Origin of the sequence: Rosenbergiella gaditana, assembly GCF_018494065.1 — a bacterium.
GTDB classification, from domain to species: Bacteria; Pseudomonadota; Gammaproteobacteria; order Enterobacterales; family Enterobacteriaceae; genus Rosenbergiella; species Rosenbergiella gaditana.
Map to the genome: position 1 here is coordinate 1 of NZ_JABBFR010000004.1, position 18019 is coordinate 18019.

Here is an 18019-nt window from a genome sequence, read left to right on the forward strand (position 1 = left end):
CCCCATGCGAGAGTAGGGAACTGCCAGGCATCCAATAAGACAAAAAGGCCATCCTTACGGATGGCCTTTTTGCATTGTCTTAATAATTACTTTAACGACTCTTCATCATTAAAGTTAGCAAAGTGAGGAACATCCTCGCTAAATATCATGGCTCTACCGTGACTATTAAAAAAATCTAATACCTTTCGTCTTCCCTGCTGGTAAAGAAAATCGTTCAATGCCTCCTGCAACTCTCGGTGAATAAGGCAAAAAAGCGGATGATCTTGGCCATTTTGGTGAACCCAAGTCAGCGCTAGCTTATTACACTGTGCAAAGTCGTAAAGTCGTTGCACATAATCACTCGGAAACAAAGGACTGTCACAAGGGGCCACTGCAAGCCACTCTGTTTGTATTGCTTCTAAACCGACGTCAATACCGGCTAAGGGCCCAAGCAATTGCAGCGCCTTATCCTGGATCACAGGAAAACCACGTTGTTGGTAAAGAGCGATATTTCGATTAGCATTGACGACTAGGCAGGTGACTTGGGGAGAAAAATTTTCGATAACATGGTCGATCAACGCTTTCTTGTGCCATAGCACAAGCCCCTTATCTTTCCCTTTCATACGACGTCCAGCGCCGCCCGCCAAAATAATGCCACTAATCACAGTGAGTCCCTCTCAATAAATAGCTCAAATAATCGGACTGCTAAGCAGTGTTGATGTTATCCTGCTGCTCAGCTTTTTATATTATTGCAGAGATTATGATCCAACCGAGCTTCGATTTCCAAACTCTCGATCCCGAAACTGTATTAGACTCGTTATGGAATACGGGGATACGCGTTGACTCCGGGTTAACCCCGCTCAATAGCTATGAAAACCGTGTCTGGCAATTTAGTGACGAAGACCGTAAACGTTACGTTGCTAAGTTTTACCGTCCACAGCGTTGGTCGGTCGATCAACTGCAAGAAGAACATCAGTTCACGCAAGAACTTGCTGATGCCAATATTGCTGTTGCTGCTCCGCTAAGCTTTCAAGGCACGACACTGCAGCAAACAGAAGGAATAAGATTCGCGCTTTTTCCCAGTATGGGAGGGCGACAGTATGAGATTGATAATTACGATCATCTTGAACGAGCGGCCCAAACGTTAGCGCGTATCCATCAGGTCGGACGGCAACGTCAATTTCACTATCGGCCAACCTTTGGCCTCGATGAATATTTTCATCAACCTCTTGCTTTGTTGCAGGAAACGCCATTGATTCCTGCGGCATTAAGAGCGGATTTCATCACTGTTATGACTGAGTTAGGGGCACAATTAACCCAAGTATGGCATACGGACTGGGAATCTTTACGCTTACACGGTGATTGCCATCCCGGTAATATTCTTTGGCGAGATGGACCGCTGTTTGTCGATTTAGACGATGCGCGTAATGGCCCTGCCGTACAAGATCTTTGGATGTTAGTTAGCGGCGACCTGAATGAGCAACGAGTCCAATGGGATATTCTGCTAGAATGCTATACAGAGCTGACCGAGTTCAACATTAATGAATTGTCACTGATTGAGCCTTTACGTGTGATGCGCATGGTATATTATCTAGCGTGGGTAGTCAGACGTTGGCAAGATCCTGCTTTTCCTAAAGCTTTTCCTTGGTTTGAAGAGGCCGATTTCTGGTATCGGCAGATTGCAGAAATCAAAGCGCAGATCGCGTTATTGCAATCGCCCCCATCACTGATTATGCCTCAATTTTGAATGATAATTTGGAGATAAGTAAAAAATGAAAAAAGTATTATTTGCTCTTTTTGGGGCGATGCTTGCCTTTGGCGCTTCGGCAGCAACTTTTACGGAAGGTAAGCAGTATCAAGTAATTGAAAAACCAGTTAATGGCGCGCCAAAAGTCGTCGAATTTTTCTCGTTTTTCTGCCCACATTGCTATGAGTTCGAAAATACCTACAAAATCAACCAAGCAGTTGAACAAGGTCTGCCTGCAAATGTGAAATTAACCCGTTATCACGTTGACTTCTTGGGTGGCGATTACGGTCCAATCTTTACTCATGCTTGGGCAGTCGCTATGGCGCTTGGCGTTGAAGATAAAGTGATGGATCCTATCTTTGAAGGCCTGCAAAAATCTCAGACGATCAAAGACCAACAGAGCTTAAAAGAGGCCTTCATCAAAGCGGCCGGCATCACTTCTGAAGCCTATGACTCAGCGTGGAACAGTTTTGCGGTTAAAGCACTAGTCAGTCAGCAAGAAAAAGCGGCCACTGATTTTAATCTCAGCGGTGTGCCTGCACTCTTTATTAACGGTAAATACCAGATCAATAATGCAGGACTTGATACCAGCTCATTACCTAACTTCTCGGCTGACTATGTTAACGTCACAAAGTTTTTACTGAATAAATAAGCCTAAGACCTCTGAATACTAGGGTGTTCAGAGGTTTATTCTGTTTCGAATTAAAAACTCGATCATTTTATTCACAGAAGTATAACGCTGTGACAATGTAAGCAAAAAGCAAAGTTATAATTTAACATATTGTTTTAAATGACTTTTCTATAGATCGATTGTATATTTCGATCAATCTGTAATTAACGCAATAAATAGATCCACAGAGTTATCCACAGGATCTTAGGCTCCATTTTCTTTATGTGATCATGCCAGTCGCTGACATGTTCAACATTTATTCTATTCTGTGGCATGCTATCGCTCATCCACGGCTCAACTCAGAAATTAATACCTATGGCTCAAATCGCACAAAACCCGCTGATCCTAATAGATGGTTCTTCTTATCTCTACCGTGCATTTCATGCATTTCCCCCGCTCACCAATGCTGCTGGGGAACCGACTGGGGCGATGTATGGCGTACTGAACATGTTGCGAAGCTTATTACTGCAATATCAACCCAGCCATGTTGCGGTAGTCTTTGATGCCAAAGGGAAAACCTTTCGTGATGAGCTGTTTGCTGAATATAAATCTCATCGTCCACCGATGCCGGATGATCTACGGTCACAAATAACACCGCTGCATCAAATGGTTAAAGCGATGGGTTTACCTCTGCTCGCGGTTTCGGGCGTCGAGGCTGATGATGTTATCGGGACGCTCGCTCGGCAAGCGGAGCGCGAAGGACGTGATGTGCTGATTAGCACCGGCGATAAGGATATGGCACAGCTAGTAAGTTCCCATATCACGCTAATCAATACCATGAATAACACCGTTCTTGGGCCTGAAGAAGTTAAAGAAAAATACGGTGTCCCACCTGAACTAATCATCGATTATTTAGCCCTGATGGGTGACTCGTCCGATAACATCCCTGGTGTGCCGGGTGTCGGTGAAAAAACTGCTCAGGCTTTATTGCAAGGGTTGGGTGGCTTAAACACCCTCTATGACGATCTCGATAAGGTTGCCAGCTTAAGTTTTCGCGGTGCGAAAACGATGGGGAAAAAACTGGCTGAGAATAAAGAAATGGCTATGCTCTCTTATCAGCTCGCCACGATAAAAACCGACGTTGAGCTAGACCTCACCTGTGAGCAATTAAATGTCGCTCCCTTAGACCAAAAGCTTCTCCTTGAGCTGTTTGCACGTTTTGAATTTAAGCGCTGGTTAAGTGATGTGGAGAACAATAGCTGGTTAAGCGGCAAGCCGGTATCAAGTGCGAAAAATAGCGCACCTGTGGACGTTGTTGCAGTTGCTGAAGTCAGTTTATGCTCTGATCATTACCAAACGATTTTTGAACAGGCCCAGCTTGATCAATGGCTTGTGAAACTTGAAAGCAGTGAGCTTTTCTCGTTTGATTTAGAAACGACTTCTCTTGATTCCTACTCGGCAGAAATTGTCGGTCTATCCTTTGCGACAGCTGCCGGTCAAGCCGCCTATTTACCCCTTGCTCATGACTATTTAGATGCGCCTGAGCAATTGAACCGTGATGAAGTGCTAGCTCAATTTAAGCCATTGTTAGAAGATGAAAATTTGGCAAAAGTGGGTCAGAACCTGAAGTACGACCGTGGTGTGTTACTCAACTATGGGATTGAGTTAAAAGGGATTCGCTTTGATACGATGCTGGAATCTTATCTTTATAACAGTGTGGCAGGTAAGCACGATATGGATAGCCTCTCGCAGCGTTGGTTAGGCCATAAGACGATCACGTTTGAGGAAATTGCGGGTAAAGGGAAAAAACAGTTAACCTTTAATCAAATATCACTTGAACAGGCAGCCCATTACGCTGCCGAAGATGCGGATGTGACGCTACAACTGCATGAGAAAATTTGGCCATTATTAGAAAAAGAAGCTGGTCCTAAAAAAATATTCAGCGAGATTGAGATGCCACTCGTCCCAGTCATCTCGAAAATCGAACGTAATGGTGTACTGATTGAGCCACTGATTCTTTCGGCACACTCTCAAGAACTTGCTCAACGTCTTGAGGAGCTGGAGAAAAAAGCCCACGAGCTGGCAGGAGAAAGTTTTAACCTCTCCTCACCTAAACAGTTACAGACGATTCTATTTGAAAAGCAAGGAATTAAGCCGACGAAGAAAACCCCTGGTGGCGCACCTTCAACCAGTGAAGAGGTGCTGGCAGAGCTAGCGCTAGATTACCCCTTACCTAAAGTGATTCTTGAGCATCGTGGTCTCTCGAAGTTAAAGTCGACGTATACTGATAAGCTTCCTCTAATGATTAGTCCAGTCACTGGGCGCTTACACACCTCTTATCATCAGGCGGTCACGGCGACGGGGCGGCTTTCTTCGACCGATCCTAATCTACAGAATATACCGGTGCGTAATGACGAGGGACGTCGTATTCGTCAGGCGTTTATTGCCGCGCCTGATCATAAAATTTTGGCAGCTGACTATTCGCAAATCGAACTTCGGATTATGGCGCATCTCTCTCAAGATAAAGGCTTATTAGAGGCCTTTGCACAAGGTGAGGATATACACAGGGCCACTGCCTCAGAAGTCTTTGGTACCCCCTTAGACAAGGTCACCGGAGAGCAGCGCCGCAGTGCTAAAGCGATTAACTTTGGTCTGATTTATGGTATGAGTTCGTTCGGGTTATCGCGCCAATTAGGTATTGCCCCCGGTGAAGCGAAAAAGTATATGGATCTCTACTTTGAGCGCTACCCGGGTGTGTTGACCTATATGGAAACCACTCGGCAAAGTGCGGCTGAAAAAGGATACGTTGAAACCATTGAAGGTCGCCGACTCTATTTACCGGATATCAAATCAAGTAATGCGATTCGTCGTAAAGCCGCGGAGCGTGCAGCAATCAATGCGCCAATGCAAGGGACGGCGGCGGATATTATCAAGCGTGCGATGATCGGTGTTGATCTCTGGTTGGCCACTCAAGATCCGAATCGTATCAAGATGATCATGCAAGTACACGATGAATTAGTATTTGAAGTTCATCAAGATTTAGTGGAGACCGCGACTCAAAAAGTCCGTGAGATCATGGAAAATTGCGTCACGCTAGCGGTGCCTCTGCAAGTCGATACGGGTCTTGGTGATAACTGGGATCAGGCGCATTAAGCGAGAAGATAAAAATGATGTTGATCGATAATTACCCGAAAATAGAACTGGTTGGCGCGCCGACACCGATTGAGTACTTACCGCGGCTTTCCGACTACGCGGAGCGAGATATTTATATTAAACGTGATGACCTCACCCCCCTAGGATTGGGGGGGAATAAACTGCGCAAATTAGAGTATCTTGCAGCAGAAGCCCTACAAGAAGGAGCCGATGTTTTGCTCACTGCGGGGGCTATTCAGTCAAATCATGTTAGGCAGACTGCCGCAGTTGCAGCGAAACTTGGCCTAAAATGTATGGCGATATTAGAAAATCCTTTAGAGGAAGCGAGTGACAGTTATCAGCAAAATGGTAACCGCTTATTATTAGACCTATTGGGGGTGAATGTTATCCCTGCACAAGTCGGGCTATCTCTCGCTGAACAGCTCGTCACGCAAGCAGAGTTATTGCAAGCGCAAGGTTTTCGTCCCTACATTGTTCCAGTGGGAGGGTCGAACACCCTTGGAAGCTTGGGGTATATCGGCTGTGCGCAAGAAATTTTGCATCAAGTTACCGATATCCCAGATTTAGCTGCGGTGGTAGTTGCATCAGGCAGTGGTGGAACCCATGCCGGACTTTCGGTGGGCTTAGAACATTATCTGCCGCACGTTTCCTTGGTTGGTGTCACGGTTTCGCGCAGTAGCGCTCAGCAACAGCCTATTGTCGAAGCACTGCGCCAATCTATTGCCGAGATGCTTGGCGTAACATTAAAACAGCCTATAGAACTTTGGGATGACTTCTATGCACCCGGTTACGGATACACCAATGATACGGGTAACGATGCATTGAATTTACTGGCACAGCTGGAAGGGATCTTCCTTGACCCCGTTTATACAGCCAAAGCGATGGCAGGGTTGTTAACCGGTATCAGTAGCCAGCGTTTTTCACAAGCTGGCCCACTGCTATTTATCCATACGGGGGGTTCCCCCGCGCTCTTTGCCTACTCTTGACCGGTCCAGAGTAATTGGTCGATAGCAAATCCCGCCTGTTTGGCCTTCATTAATAACGTTTGACGCGAGTCAGGCGTTAAGTGGGGCTGGCGGGAGAGTATCCATAGGTAACTTCTATCTGGCCCGCAGACCAAAGCGGTTTGATAATCGTCATCCAAAGCAATCACGTTGTAGCTTGCATAAAAAGGCCCGAAAAACGAGACTTTTAATGCCGCAAGGTGGTTGCTACCGGTAAAGCGGGCCTTGCCGATACTCTCGGACCATTGACCTTTTTTAGGGTTAAACCCACGGTTAATAACGGTGACGGTACCGTCATCTTGTAAATGATAGGTCGCCGTGACGTGGGTTAAGCCCTTTTCAAATCGATTCTCAAGCCTTGCCACTTCAAACCACTTACCTTGGTATTTCTCGATATCAAACTGTGTGACCGGTTTAACGCCTGCGGGTGGCGTCAAATTTTGACAGGCCGACAATAATGCGAGAGAACCCAAACCAATGAGGGGTAATAGCAGTTTATATTTCATCTCTATTGCCTTCTTTCTACCGTAATCATTGAGTGTCGTTAAAGTATTTCTTTAGTCCCGTTGTACAGATGGAGGACTAATTCGCTTTTCCAAAACTCGCCTAAAAATACATCTTCCACAGATATTGATTTTTGCTCGAGTTTAGACGTTAGCCACTCCTCATCTTTTTCGATAATTTCTAGGCCATGTTGGCGAATTTCACCGGTTTTAATTACCAATACCGAAAACATTGTCGCTTCTTTAGTGATGACGCTCAGTTGTCCGCCGGGCTCGACTTGTGCGTAACGCACTTCTTCAAAAGAATTGATGCCTAGGGAGTGAAGTTGTGAGGTTAGGCTTACGATATCGAGTTTGTTTCGACTTTTTAAAACATTTTCAAGAATGAAATTACCGTTCTTCATGATGGGAATCGGGTCGCCAATGGTAATAGTACGTATTGCCGAGATGTGCTTACTCGCAAAATTTAATGCGCTAATGAGTAACACACCCAGAAGGAGTAAAATGACATACTGTTGCAGGGGGATGGTATCACTGTAGATCACCCCCCCGATGATTCCCCCCAGCACGAAGTTTCCGATAAAATCGATCGGGGTCATCTGTGAAAGTTGGGTCTTACCGGTAAGATTGAGGTGAGCAATAAGTACGCAGAATCCAATCAGTAATTTGAGGAAAGTGAACTCGTAATATCCCACAAATTATCCTTACTAATATTATCAATGAATGACATTAAGGATAATACAAATTCTCGACCAGAGAAGAGATACAAAGAAATTATTCCCAATAAAATGATCTTATTGGGAATGGGGATAACGCTACTTAGCGTAGGCTTCTGTCGAAATGCTCAGGCTAATCGCATCGCTCACCGCAGGAACATATTTATCAATACCGAAGGCTGAACGTTGTAATGTACCGCTAGCATCAAAGCCTACCGCTTGCTTCTTTACCATGGCATGCTCACCGATCTTATTGAGCGTGGCATGAAGCGTTACCGGTTTTGTGACACCTTTTAGCGTTAAATTCCCTTGGACATCATACTTGTGCTCACCGCGAGGGATCACTTTAGTACTGGTGAAGGTTGCCGTGGAATATTTCGTGGTATCAAAATAATCCCCGCCTTGGAACTCTTTGGTTAAGGCCGGGACATGGGTATCGATATTACTCACCGGAATAGAGACTTGTACGGATGAGGTAGCCGGATGCTGTGGATCGAATTTAATCACCCCAGTTGCCCCAGGGATATCAGCGGTAGGATGAGAAAAACCGAAGTGGTCCCAACTGACAACGATGGACGTATGGGCAGCATCCAATTGGTAGTCGACTGTCGCTGCTTGGGATGCAGTACTATATAAAGTGCCGGCCGCAATGATAGGTAAGAGAAGAGAGCGCATTTTTTTCATTATTTTTCTATCCTATGTAGAGTGAGTTAATTAAGCATGACTTATTTATCAGATAACAGATAGTTAAGAGTTTTGTTCTCTTTGTTCAAATAAATTGTTCAAAATTAGGACAGATATAACAAAAAGAGTATGAGTGCCTGGATAGGCACCCGAAGTTTTAGAAATCGTATTGCAGTGTAACGCGGTTTTGCCAGAAATCTTTCTTATACAGTGGTGAAGTCTGCACGCCGACAAAATCGGTCAAGCTAAGGCCTTTCAGTGCACCGCTAAAGCTATAAATACCATAAATTAAGTACTCAGACTGGCGTAAGCTCCCACTACTGTTTGACGGTTTAAGATCCATCCATGAGTAGCGGGTTCCAACGGTCACTTGCTCCGTCGCGCTATAATTCAAGCTGGTGGCCCAAGCATTACCATTCCCTAAGTCTTGAGTACTGGTGAAGAAAGGTTGGGCAAAATAAGGACCGGAAGAGGCGTTATGTGCATAAGGGGTCACAAGAGGATATTGATGACCACTGGCATTGTTCGCCAGATAGTCGTAGCCGAATTTCCAGTTTAGATTACTCAGCAGGTTTACAGAAAGTTGCCAGCCAATGCTTTGGCTGTTCACTGGTCCAGCTAAATCTTTCCCGTTACCGGTACCGCGAAGATACTGGATACCGAAATCTGGCTGTAAGGGCGCTTGGTTCCATTGGGCATGACCTTCGGTATAGAAAATATCACTGTAATCGTTATAATTTTCGTACCATGCGACGCCGTTCAGGTGAACATCGTTAAAATCCCAATGATGTCCGGCGCCCAATGACCACATACCATGAGTTTTTTCGTCAGAGCCATAAGCGGTATAACGTTGTTGACGATCCGAACCCCAAGACTTGTAGCGGAATACTTTGGTTGCCCGGATAAAATCTTCGCCCTGGCCATATTCGGCATCAATCGCTTGATAAATCATCGGCGTTATACGCCAGTCGTAATTTCCTAAGAAGGGAATATCGAGTTGTTGATTACCTGCGGTGATCCGTAAATCATCACTACGCCACTGCAACCATGCTTCACCGATATTGGTTTGGTTATCGCCGAGTTCACTGACGGTCTGACTGGCTGCGCCATGATTGATACCGCGCACAAATATTCCACTGATCCCGAGGTTAAAGCCATCGAGCGGCGCCGTCTCATATTTTAGAAAACCACCGTAACTGATAGTGTCTTGATTCAAACCCTGAGCAAAATAGGCATTATGGGTCGAGTAGTACATTGAACGTAGACTACCGCTGACTTTACCTTGAGTTATGGCCTCTTCGAGCGTCGGGGCTGAGCTATTGTCTGCGGTGGCGGCGTAGCCAAGAACGGGCATAAACGCGGTCAATACTAAATAACGGGTGATACCGCGAGTGCGATGAGCTGATGATGAGTGTGTATGCATGTTATTCCGTACCTAAATAAAAAAATTATTATAAATTGATCAAATGTTTAGCGGCTTTGCGGTGATGGTTAAGGAGTCTCGGGAGGTCTAAATCGACTATTACCCCCTCTATGACTCGCCAATTCCCCGCTATCATGACGCGATCAGCACGCTCAGCGCCACAGAGCAGCAAAGCGGCTAGCGGATCGTGGCTACCGCTAAAACGTATATCTTCTAATGTGAATAGTGCTAAATCGGCTTGTTTACCGACTTTAATTTCCCCTATATCTTCCCGCCCTAACGTTTTCGCACCGCCTCGTGTTGCCCAACCTAATACTAATTCTGGCGTAATCGTTTGCGTGCCGTATCGCAACCGTTGTAAATAAAGTGCTTGTCGTGCTTCGTACATCATATTTGATGCATCATTCGAGGCAGATCCATCCACCCCTAAACTGATGGTGGCTCCGGCTTGTAGCAGCTCCTGTGTTCGGCAGATGCCAGAAGCAAGCCGCATATTAGAAACTGGGCAATGGCTAATGGCAACGCCTTCTTTGCCTAAACGGTAAATTTCTTCATCGTTGAAGTGAATACCATGAGCAAGCCAGGTACGATGGCTCAACCATCCCACAGAATCTAAATAATCAACGGTACGCAAGCCAAAAAGCTTTAGGCAAAATGCCTCTTCATCTAATGTTTCTGCCAAATGGGTATGTAAGCGGACGTTCTTTTCTTCAGCCAGTTTCGCACTTTGCTTCATGATTTCAGGCGTCACTGAAAAAGGTGAGCAGGGCGCAAGGGCAATGTTAATCATCGCCCCGTCTTGCATATCGTGGTAACGCTCAATTAGCCGCTGGCTATCTTGTAAAATAACCTCGGCCGCTTGTACGGTGTGTTCTGGTGGTAATCCACCGGACTTTTCTCCCAAACTCATTGATCCGCGACTCAATGTTGCCCGCATACCGAGGTGGTTCACCGCAGCGACTTGGATATCAATCGCTTCTTCCATTCCCACTGGAAAAAGATAGTGATGATCGCTGGTGGTGGTGCATCCAGAAAGTAGGAGTTCGGCTAAGGCCACCTCACTCCCAAGACGTAACGCTTGCGGCGTTAATTTGGCCCAAACCGGATAGAGCGTTTTTAACCAAGGGAAAAGAGGTTGGTTGATAACCGGGCCCCAAGCTCGGGTCAAGGTTTGATAGAAATGATGGTGGGTATTGATCAGCCCAGGCAATACCACGTGCTGACGCGCATCAAAAATTGTATCGTAAGGGCGTGACGGCAGTTGCTCAGCAGCGAGAACCTCAACAATTTTCCCCCCTTCAATGACGATGCCATTGGTTTCAATTTGTTCGGTCCCATCAAAACAGGCTAAGGGTTGTTTAATCCATAGACGGTCAGACATCGTTTCTATCCTTCGAGGTGGGTAACAGTAAATTGAGTAAAATAGCCAGTGAGCCGCCGCTGGTTACCGCATTTTGAAACAGAGTTTGGAAGAACTGAGGCATCGCTTGGAGAAAATCTGGTTTCGACTCAATCCCTAATCCAACCCCGAAAGCAAGGGCAATAATCAGCATACTGCGGCTATCTAAGCTTTCTCGTGTCATGATACGAATGCCCGCTGCCACGACACTGCCGAACATGACTAATGTCGCGCCACCGAGCACAGGTTTGGGCAGTTGTTCAAGTAACTGGCTAAATTGTGGGAATAGCCCCAGAACAATAAATAACGCGCCGATCCATATTCCCGCATAGCGGCTGGCGACTTGCGTCATTTGGATCACCCCATTGTTCTGAGCAAAGGTTGTATTAGGGAATGAGGAAAATATTGCCGCCACTAAGCAGCTAACGCCATCACCAAGGATTCCGCCACGTATCCTTTTCTGAAAATCAGGGCCGACCACAGGTTGTTTTGAGAGCATGCAGTTTGCGGTAAGGTCGCCCACTGTTTCGATTATTGAAATCAGTGACACCAAAGCGATAGGAATAAAAACAGACCACGAAAAGTTCAAGCCGAAACGAAACGGGATAGGAACAGAAGGGAGTAGGCCGGTACTAAACTGCGGATGGAATTTACCTAAGATTGATGCGAGAAGGGTTCCCGCAACAATGCCTACAATAATACTGGAAAGTTTACACCAAGGGCGGCGGCTACAGTTCATCAGCACAATGATTAAGAGCGTAAACAGCCCTAACCCGAGATGATGCGGGGCTGCAAAATCTGCTGCACCAACCCCACCCCCCCAATCGGTAATACTGACCTTAATTAAACTGATACCGATCAGCACAATAACGATACCGGTTACCAGCGGGGTTAATAACCGCGAGAAGGTATGCATAAATTGACTGACGATCAGTGGAATCATGGCCGAAACCAAGGTACAGCCAAAAATCATGGCTAGGATTTGTTCTGATGTGGCACCTTGCTGCTTAAGCCCTAGCCCCCCTGCGATAATAACGCCTAAGAACGCAAAGCTGGTACCTTGTAGACAGATCATCCCCGCCCCGATATTACGAAAACGTACTGCTTGGATCACCGTTCCAACACCTGAAGCAAATAATGACATACTGATTAAATAAGGAAGCCACTGCGTGAGGCCAAGTGAACTGCCAATAATTAAGGGCGGTGTCACAATCCCAACAATACTCGCCAACATATGCTGGACGGCAGTACATACAGCGGGTATGAAAGGTAAACGATCGTTTAGACCATAAAGTAGCGGTTCATCATTTGTTTTTTGCATCGGCTCGCATCCACTGTTTTTTCCTGATCTCAGCAAAAACTATTCCACTTATTACAGCGTGCGAAATGAAGGCAAGACAGGGCGGTGAGGCTTATTGCGAGGATAAGAACACTTTTCGGTAAGTAATTTTTGATTCAGTTTATTACTTTCTGAGGCTTATTAGGTCATTACGCACCATTTTGGTGCTTAATTTTTAACACTTTTCCAAGAAATTCATATTTTTGTCATAAAGCGTAAGGATAATTACCTTGCTCGATTATTGCAGTGTTTAATTACAGGATAATTATATTAATGAAAACGCGTTTATTTTCGCCCTCGATCTTGGCGTTGTGTTTACTGGGACTTCCCGCTGTCAGCCAAGCAGAAATTACTCTTCTAAAACAAGACCCACAGGCGAGTGACCCACTCAGCCGCTTAAATGTTAAAGTGGGGGGAAGTATCCGTCCTCAGTTTAATCACCAGACCGGTGGCAAAGATAAATCATATAAACGCAACGGTTTTGATGGTGGCACACGTTTTCGTTTCAGTGTGGATTACGCACTGACTCAAGATATTAACTGGGTTAACTACTATGAGCTCGGTGTTAATATTCCTAAGGTGTTTAACTGGGATAACCATTACGCCTCCGGCGCGACCAATACTACCCGCCGTCAATGGTTTACTGGATTAAAAAGCCAGCAATATGGCCAACTGACCTTCGGGCAACAGAACAGCGTCTATTACGATGCGGTCGGGGCAAAAACCGATATTTGGGATGACGATATGTTAGCTCAGGCACCGGGTAACGGCGTTAACGGTGATTATGATGGGTCATACCGTTCTCGTAAAATGCTGAAATATAAAGGTCGAGTGGGCGATGTCGATGTCTATGCTTCATATCTATTTGGCGACGATCCTTTACTGACCAGCGACAAGATGCGCTACAAACGTAAAGGTGGCGGCTCAGTAGGTGTCGATTACCACATCACCAAAGATCTCTCGTGGGGAACGGCTTGGAACTATACTAAAGCGACCGTCTATGACCATGCCCATGGGCAAAGCAAAGATTATAATCAAAATATCGTGGGAACCTCCCTTGGCTGGACGCCAGGTAACTGGACGATTGCTGCAGGCGGTGGTTACTACCAAAACTTCCTGAAGACCAAGCTTAAAAATGCGAATCACTACTTTGCGGGTGATGCCTGGGGCGTGGAATACTTTGCGGGCTATAAGTTCCCGATTCAGCAAATGGGTGTTAAAGCGGTGATGCCTTATGTTATGGGTGACCGTCTTGAATACGTCAATGGTCGTCATTACAAACGTATCGACAATGGCGTAGGGGTTGCGTTATTTGCTGAGTACGGTTTCCGTGTCGACTATGAGCATGTCTTTGCGTCAACCACTGATAAAGAAGGTGATATGAACCTCGTACGCTTACGCTACGACTTCTAATGACCAGCCCCTTCATTCCAAAAACGAAGGGGCTTCTTCATTTAGGGCCTTTTGGCTTATCCCCCAAAATCGTTGCACGGTGCATAATACGTCGTTGTGGATGATAGTCATCGCACGCGTAATGTTGAGTAATACGATTATCCCAAAATACCACATCACTCGCTTGCCAATGCCAACGCACACAATACTCGGGACGGGTGCTGTGTGTAAAAAGTAGATCGAGTAATGCGCGGCTTTCCATTGCACTCACGCCAAGAATCCGACGGGTAAAGCCAGGTGTCACAAAAAGTCCCTTTTTGCCAGTATCGGGATGCGCTCGTACCACTGGGTGGACAACTGGAGGATGATCTTGGCGCGCCTTTGCTAACTGCTGTTGCGCCTTAGCGGTCGAGCTAAAACGTTCATCAGGGAAGGAGAGCTGAATATCGTGCTCGGCATAAAGACCGTCTATTAGCTGTTGTATAGGAGGAGAGAGGGCCTCATAGGCCGCACTGCTACTGGCCCACAGCGTATCACCACCATATTCAGGGACTTGTATGGCATTAAGAATTGAACCTAATGGGGGAGTCTCGATAAAGGTCACATCGGTATGCCAAAGAGCGTTATCCCTTAAATCATTCAGGGCGGTATCCAGTATTAATATTTCCGGTTGGTGCTCGACTTTTGGATAAATCGGGTGGATATGTAAGTCACCGAATCGCCCGGCAAGACTAGCCTGATCGGCGGGGGTAAGGTGTTGACCACGAAAGAAAAGCACTTGGTATTGAAGTAATAATGAATACACATCGAGCTGGTTCTCGGCGGTCAGTCGGGCCAAATCAATGCCCTCGACTTTAGCGCCAAGCGCAGGGGTGAGGGGGGTTGCATTAATAGTCATAAAGGCTCCAACGGGCGAATCTTCTCTGTAACTGTCTAAGCAGCAACTCGATGAGCAGTGCCACCATCGCAATCAATAGGATCCCTGCTACCACAATATCGGTCGATAAAAACTGTGCGGCAGATTGCACCATAAACCCTAATCCACGATTGGCGGCGATGAGTTCTGCCGCCACTAAGGTCGACCAGCCAACCCCTAAGGCGATTCTAATTCCGGTAAGTAATTCAGGGATAATACTGGGTAAAATAACCCAGCGCATCACCTGACAAGACGACGCGCCTAAGCAGCGCACCGCTTGGACTCGATGCGGGTCGATACGACGCACGGCCTCTGCTGTACTGATAGTCAATGGTGCGAAAATCGCGAGAAAAATCAGTAAGATTTTAGAAACTTCACCAATTCCCAACCAAATAACGATTAAGGGTAAATAAGCGAGTGGGGGAATAGGCCGATAAAAGTCTAAGATCGGGGTAAAAATTGCGCGAACCACCGGGGTGAGCCCCATAATAATACCGAGAGGTATTGCGGTGACTAAGGCGATGGCCAATGCGAGTAACACGCGAAGTAGGCTCGCCGTAATATGCTGACCCAAGGTTATGTCCAGGTAGCCTTGTTGCCATAACTGCTTAAACGCGAGCAATAACTCAGTAGGAGAGGGGAAAAAAAGATTATTTATCCAACCGAATTGAGAGGCCGCAAACCAAACGCCAACAATCGCGAGTACCGTTAAGCTTGAAATAAGCCATAAATGATGAGTTAACTGCCAATTACCTCGTTGAGAATAAGAGGCACTACGAAGTGACCTCATGCAACCTCCAATAATTGGTCCAATAAGGATTGTCGGTCCTCAGTGAATCTCGTGTCTGCTTTTAGTGACCTGACGGTCTCGCCGTTGAGGAAACGATGGGCAAAAGGGGGCTGCACATGCTCAATTACCTGAGTGGGAGGGCCTTGTAGCAGGTATAAATCCGTTGCTAGTAGTAGCGCTTCATCAACACTATGGGTAATCAGCAGAATACCTACCTCCGTCTCTTTCCAAATGGTGAGCAGTAGCGCTTGCATTTTTTCGCGAGTCAGCGCATCGAGTGCGCCAAAAGGTTCATCTAGCAGAAGAAAGTCAGGTTTGACGGCGAGGGCGCGAGCTAGCCCTAAACGTTGCCGTTGCCCACCGGAAAGTTTTTGAATCGGCTGCTTAGCATAGGCACCTAACCCCACCAGTTCCAGATAGTCATGCGCGACTTTATGGCGATGCTCTTTTGAGAAACCTTGGATCTTAAGACCTATCTCAACGTTATGTTCGGTATTCAACCAAGGTAATAACGCATCATCTTGAAACACAACGGCACGCTGCCCGGAGGGGGCGGTGATAGGTTGGTTATCAAGAATAACTTGGCCTTGGTCTAAGGCTTGGAAGCCGGCAAAAACGTTCAACAGGGTTGATTTACCGCAGCCAGAAGGCCCCAGTAAGACTAAGCTTTCCCCTTTATTGAGCGACATATCAATATTATCGAAGATGGGGCGCCGTGCTTCGCCATGATTAAAGGTTAACTTTCCTTGAGCTATCTGTAACTGACTCATGGTTTATGGCTCAATTCAACGTACTTTGTGCTGATGAAGGGGCTGTAGTCAGTTAACACCGCAGGAATACGTTGTTGTTCGACCAAAAACTTTGCCGTCGCCTTGGTTGCGGTCGCGGTTCCTCCACCAAGAAATTGTGGACTGAGTTGTTGCGGGTAGGTCGGGTAGAGGCTTCCGGACAGTAATCCTGGAATATCTTGTGCGGATACCCCAACTAATTTAGCAATTTTTTGCGCGTTTTCGCTGGTGGCGCTATAGTCCTCAGGATGTTGGGCATAATGGTACAAACTATCCAGTACGACATGTGCATAGTTTGCTAATACTTCAGGATGTTGTTCAGCAAAGTCTTTACGCGCTACCCACACTTCGAAAGTAGGATTTCCCCATTCACCCACCTGTTTTGCGTCAGTCAGCACTTTGCCGTCTTTTTCAATCTGACTAAGAGCGGGTGACCAGACAAAAGCTCCATCAATATCGCCTCTTTTCCAAGCTGCCGCGATCTCAGGAGGATTGAGGTTAACAATCTTCACGTCTCCAGGTTTGAGACCCCAATGCTTCAGCGCCGCGAGTAAGCTGTAGTGAGAGGTCGACACGAAAGGCGTCGCCAAGGTTTTTCCTTTTAAGTCGTGATAATCGTTGATATGGCTAGCATTACGTACGACTAAGGCTTCAGCACTGTGAATTTGGGTCGACACCAGAAAAGTGACAATAGGGAGTTTTCGTGAGGTGGCTGCGGCGAAAGGACTGGAACCTAAATTACCGATCTGAATGGAGCCGGATGCTAACGCTGCCACAACGTCGGGGCCACTGTTGAAACGCCGCCAATCTAGGGGTTGGCCAATGGCTTTATCAAAGACCCCATCAGCTTGCGCGACTTTCGAAGGATCGACCCCAGTTTGGTAGCCAATGACTATAGGGGCAGCGATAGCGGTAAGAGGGAGTGTTGCAGCGATGAGTAAACTCGAGAGTAGACCTTTCATAGATATTCCTTATTCGTTTTTTAGAAATCTAATCGAATAAAGTAAGCAGCCAAACTACAAATTAGGCATATAGAAAGGGCTAAATTAGCTTAAGCACCTCAGGCAAGGTTCTTGAGGTGCTGATCAATTATGGGTGCATACTGTTAAGAATAATGGAGGTGATAATTCCAGTCGTTGCCGCGACCAGTAAGTAGTTACCATCAACATAGGCCCAATGTTGGCCATGTGGCGGTGACGGAAGGCCTCGGTCGCGCCAATCATCTACTCGATAATCAGGACCGCGAAAAGCATCAGGCACAGGGCGACCGCGATCAAAATCATGGCCGCGATATGAAAAATGACGTGGGCCGTCATCGTGACGACGATATTCTCCGTGAGAAGGGCCTCCGTTGTAGCGATCATCCGGTCCTCTACCTGGGCCATCGGTCAAGACAGACTGGCTCACTATTAATGCTGAAAGCGATAGCAGAGAAAGTGTTTTCCAGTTAGCGAATAATTTCATAATAACGCCAAAGTCATCCCAAGCGGATTGATAACGTCAATGATGCCGAACTTCAATTGATGTTGCCTAGTGTAGGTGATGTCGTGTCAGGCGATTTAGGATAACTGCTAGG

The 18019-nt window shown here is 46.4% G+C and carries 17 protein-coding genes; 5 read left to right on the forward strand and 12 right to left on the reverse strand.

Features of this window, described 5'->3' with window-relative positions; translation table 11 throughout:
• Window positions 1–86 precede the first annotated feature (86 nt).
• Window positions 87–644 (reverse strand): molybdenum cofactor guanylyltransferase MobA, encoded by a 558-nt coding sequence (gene mobA / locus HH682_RS03875; protein ID WP_214236320.1) that lies wholly within the window; start codon window positions 642–644, stop codon window positions 87–89.
• 95 nt (window positions 645–739) lie between these two features.
• Between mobA and HH682_RS03880 the strand changes: the two genes are divergently transcribed.
• The 4 genes from HH682_RS03880 to HH682_RS03895 all read left to right on the forward strand — a co-directional run bounded on the left by HH682_RS03880 (window position 740) and on the right by HH682_RS03895 (window position 6475).
• Window positions 740–1726 carry a serine/threonine protein kinase gene (locus HH682_RS03880; RefSeq protein ID WP_214236321.1) on the forward strand — a complete coding sequence of 329 codons (987 nt, stop codon included), beginning with the start codon at window positions 740–742 and terminating at the stop codon, window positions 1724–1726.
• Window positions 1727–1751: 25 nt separating this feature from the next.
• Entirely contained in the window at window positions 1752–2378 is a 627-nt protein-coding gene (gene dsbA / locus HH682_RS03885; protein WP_214236322.1) for a thiol:disulfide interchange protein DsbA, read from the forward strand.
• A 333-nt stretch (window positions 2379–2711) separates the two neighbouring features.
• Window positions 2712–5489, forward strand: coding sequence for a DNA polymerase I (polA, locus tag HH682_RS03890; protein WP_214236323.1), 2778 nt, complete (start codon window positions 2712–2714; stop codon window positions 5487–5489).
• A 14-nt stretch (window positions 5490–5503) separates the two neighbouring features.
• Complete coding sequence (locus tag HH682_RS03895) at window positions 5504–6475, forward strand: D-cysteine desulfhydrase (protein ID WP_250318544.1); 972 nt, start codon at window positions 5504–5506, stop codon at window positions 6473–6475.
• On the opposite strand, the gene HH682_RS03900 is transcribed toward HH682_RS03895, so the two are convergent.
• From HH682_RS03900 to HH682_RS03925, 6 genes are all read right to left on the reverse strand, one after another.
• Window positions 6466–6999, reverse strand: a complete 534-nt coding sequence (locus HH682_RS03900; RefSeq protein WP_214236324.1) for a lipocalin family protein — start codon at window positions 6997–6999, stop codon at window positions 6466–6468. The two genes, HH682_RS03895 and HH682_RS03900, sit on opposite strands and share 10 nt — an antisense overlap.
• A gap of 38 nt (window positions 7000–7037) precedes the next feature.
• The gene (locus HH682_RS03905) at window positions 7038–7691 is read right to left on the reverse strand and encodes a DUF421 domain-containing protein (protein WP_214236325.1); all 654 of its coding nucleotides are present in this window, start codon (window positions 7689–7691) and stop codon (window positions 7038–7040) included.
• Between the two features lie 120 nt (window positions 7692–7811).
• Window positions 7812–8396: a YceI family protein gene (locus tag HH682_RS03910; protein WP_214236326.1), complete on the reverse strand. Its 585-nt coding sequence runs from the start codon at window positions 8394–8396 to the stop codon at window positions 7812–7814.
• A gap of 157 nt (window positions 8397–8553) precedes the next feature.
• Window positions 8554–9819 carry a TonB-dependent receptor gene (locus HH682_RS03915; protein ID WP_214236327.1) on the reverse strand — a complete coding sequence of 422 codons (1266 nt, stop codon included), beginning with the start codon at window positions 9817–9819 and terminating at the stop codon, window positions 8554–8556.
• Window positions 9820–9847: 28 nt separating this feature from the next.
• A complete protein-coding gene (locus HH682_RS03920; protein ID WP_214236328.1) occupies window positions 9848–11200 on the reverse strand; it encodes an 8-oxoguanine deaminase in 1353 nt (450 codons plus the stop codon).
• On the reverse strand, window positions 11193–12539 hold the full coding sequence (locus tag HH682_RS03925; protein ID WP_214236329.1) for a nucleobase:cation symporter-2 family protein: 1347 nt from the start codon (window positions 12537–12539) through the stop codon (window positions 11193–11195). Before HH682_RS03925 ends, HH682_RS03920 begins: the two co-directional genes overlap by 8 nt.
• A gap of 291 nt (window positions 12540–12830) precedes the next feature.
• On the opposite strand from HH682_RS03925, the gene HH682_RS03930 reads away from it, so the two are divergent.
• Window positions 12831–13970 carry a porin gene (locus tag HH682_RS03930; protein ID WP_214236330.1) on the forward strand — a complete coding sequence of 380 codons (1140 nt, stop codon included), beginning with the start codon at window positions 12831–12833 and terminating at the stop codon, window positions 13968–13970.
• A 37-nt stretch (window positions 13971–14007) separates the two neighbouring features.
• Here HH682_RS03930 and tauD read toward each other — a convergent pair whose 3' ends face one another.
• The 5 genes from tauD to HH682_RS03955 all read right to left on the reverse strand — a co-directional run bounded on the left by tauD (window position 14008) and on the right by HH682_RS03955 (window position 17907).
• Window positions 14008–14847 carry a taurine dioxygenase gene (gene tauD, locus HH682_RS03935; RefSeq protein WP_214236331.1) on the reverse strand — a complete coding sequence of 280 codons (840 nt, stop codon included), beginning with the start codon at window positions 14845–14847 and terminating at the stop codon, window positions 14008–14010.
• Window positions 14837–15655, reverse strand: a complete 819-nt coding sequence (locus tag HH682_RS03940; protein WP_214236332.1) for an ABC transporter permease subunit — start codon at window positions 15653–15655, stop codon at window positions 14837–14839. Before HH682_RS03940 ends, tauD begins: the two co-directional genes overlap by 11 nt.
• Entirely contained in the window at window positions 15652–16425 is a 774-nt protein-coding gene (locus HH682_RS03945; RefSeq protein ID WP_214236333.1) for an ATP-binding cassette domain-containing protein, read from the reverse strand. Before HH682_RS03945 ends, HH682_RS03940 begins: the two co-directional genes overlap by 4 nt.
• Window positions 16422–17411: a taurine ABC transporter substrate-binding protein gene (gene tauA / locus HH682_RS03950; protein ID WP_420826180.1), complete on the reverse strand. Its 990-nt coding sequence runs from the start codon at window positions 17409–17411 to the stop codon at window positions 16422–16424. The genes HH682_RS03945 and tauA overlap by 4 nt, the downstream gene beginning before the upstream one ends.
• A 121-nt stretch (window positions 17412–17532) precedes the next feature.
• On the reverse strand, window positions 17533–17907 hold the full coding sequence (locus HH682_RS03955) for an RcnB family protein (protein ID WP_214236335.1): 375 nt from the start codon (window positions 17905–17907) through the stop codon (window positions 17533–17535).
• Window positions 17908–18019 lie beyond the last annotated feature (112 nt).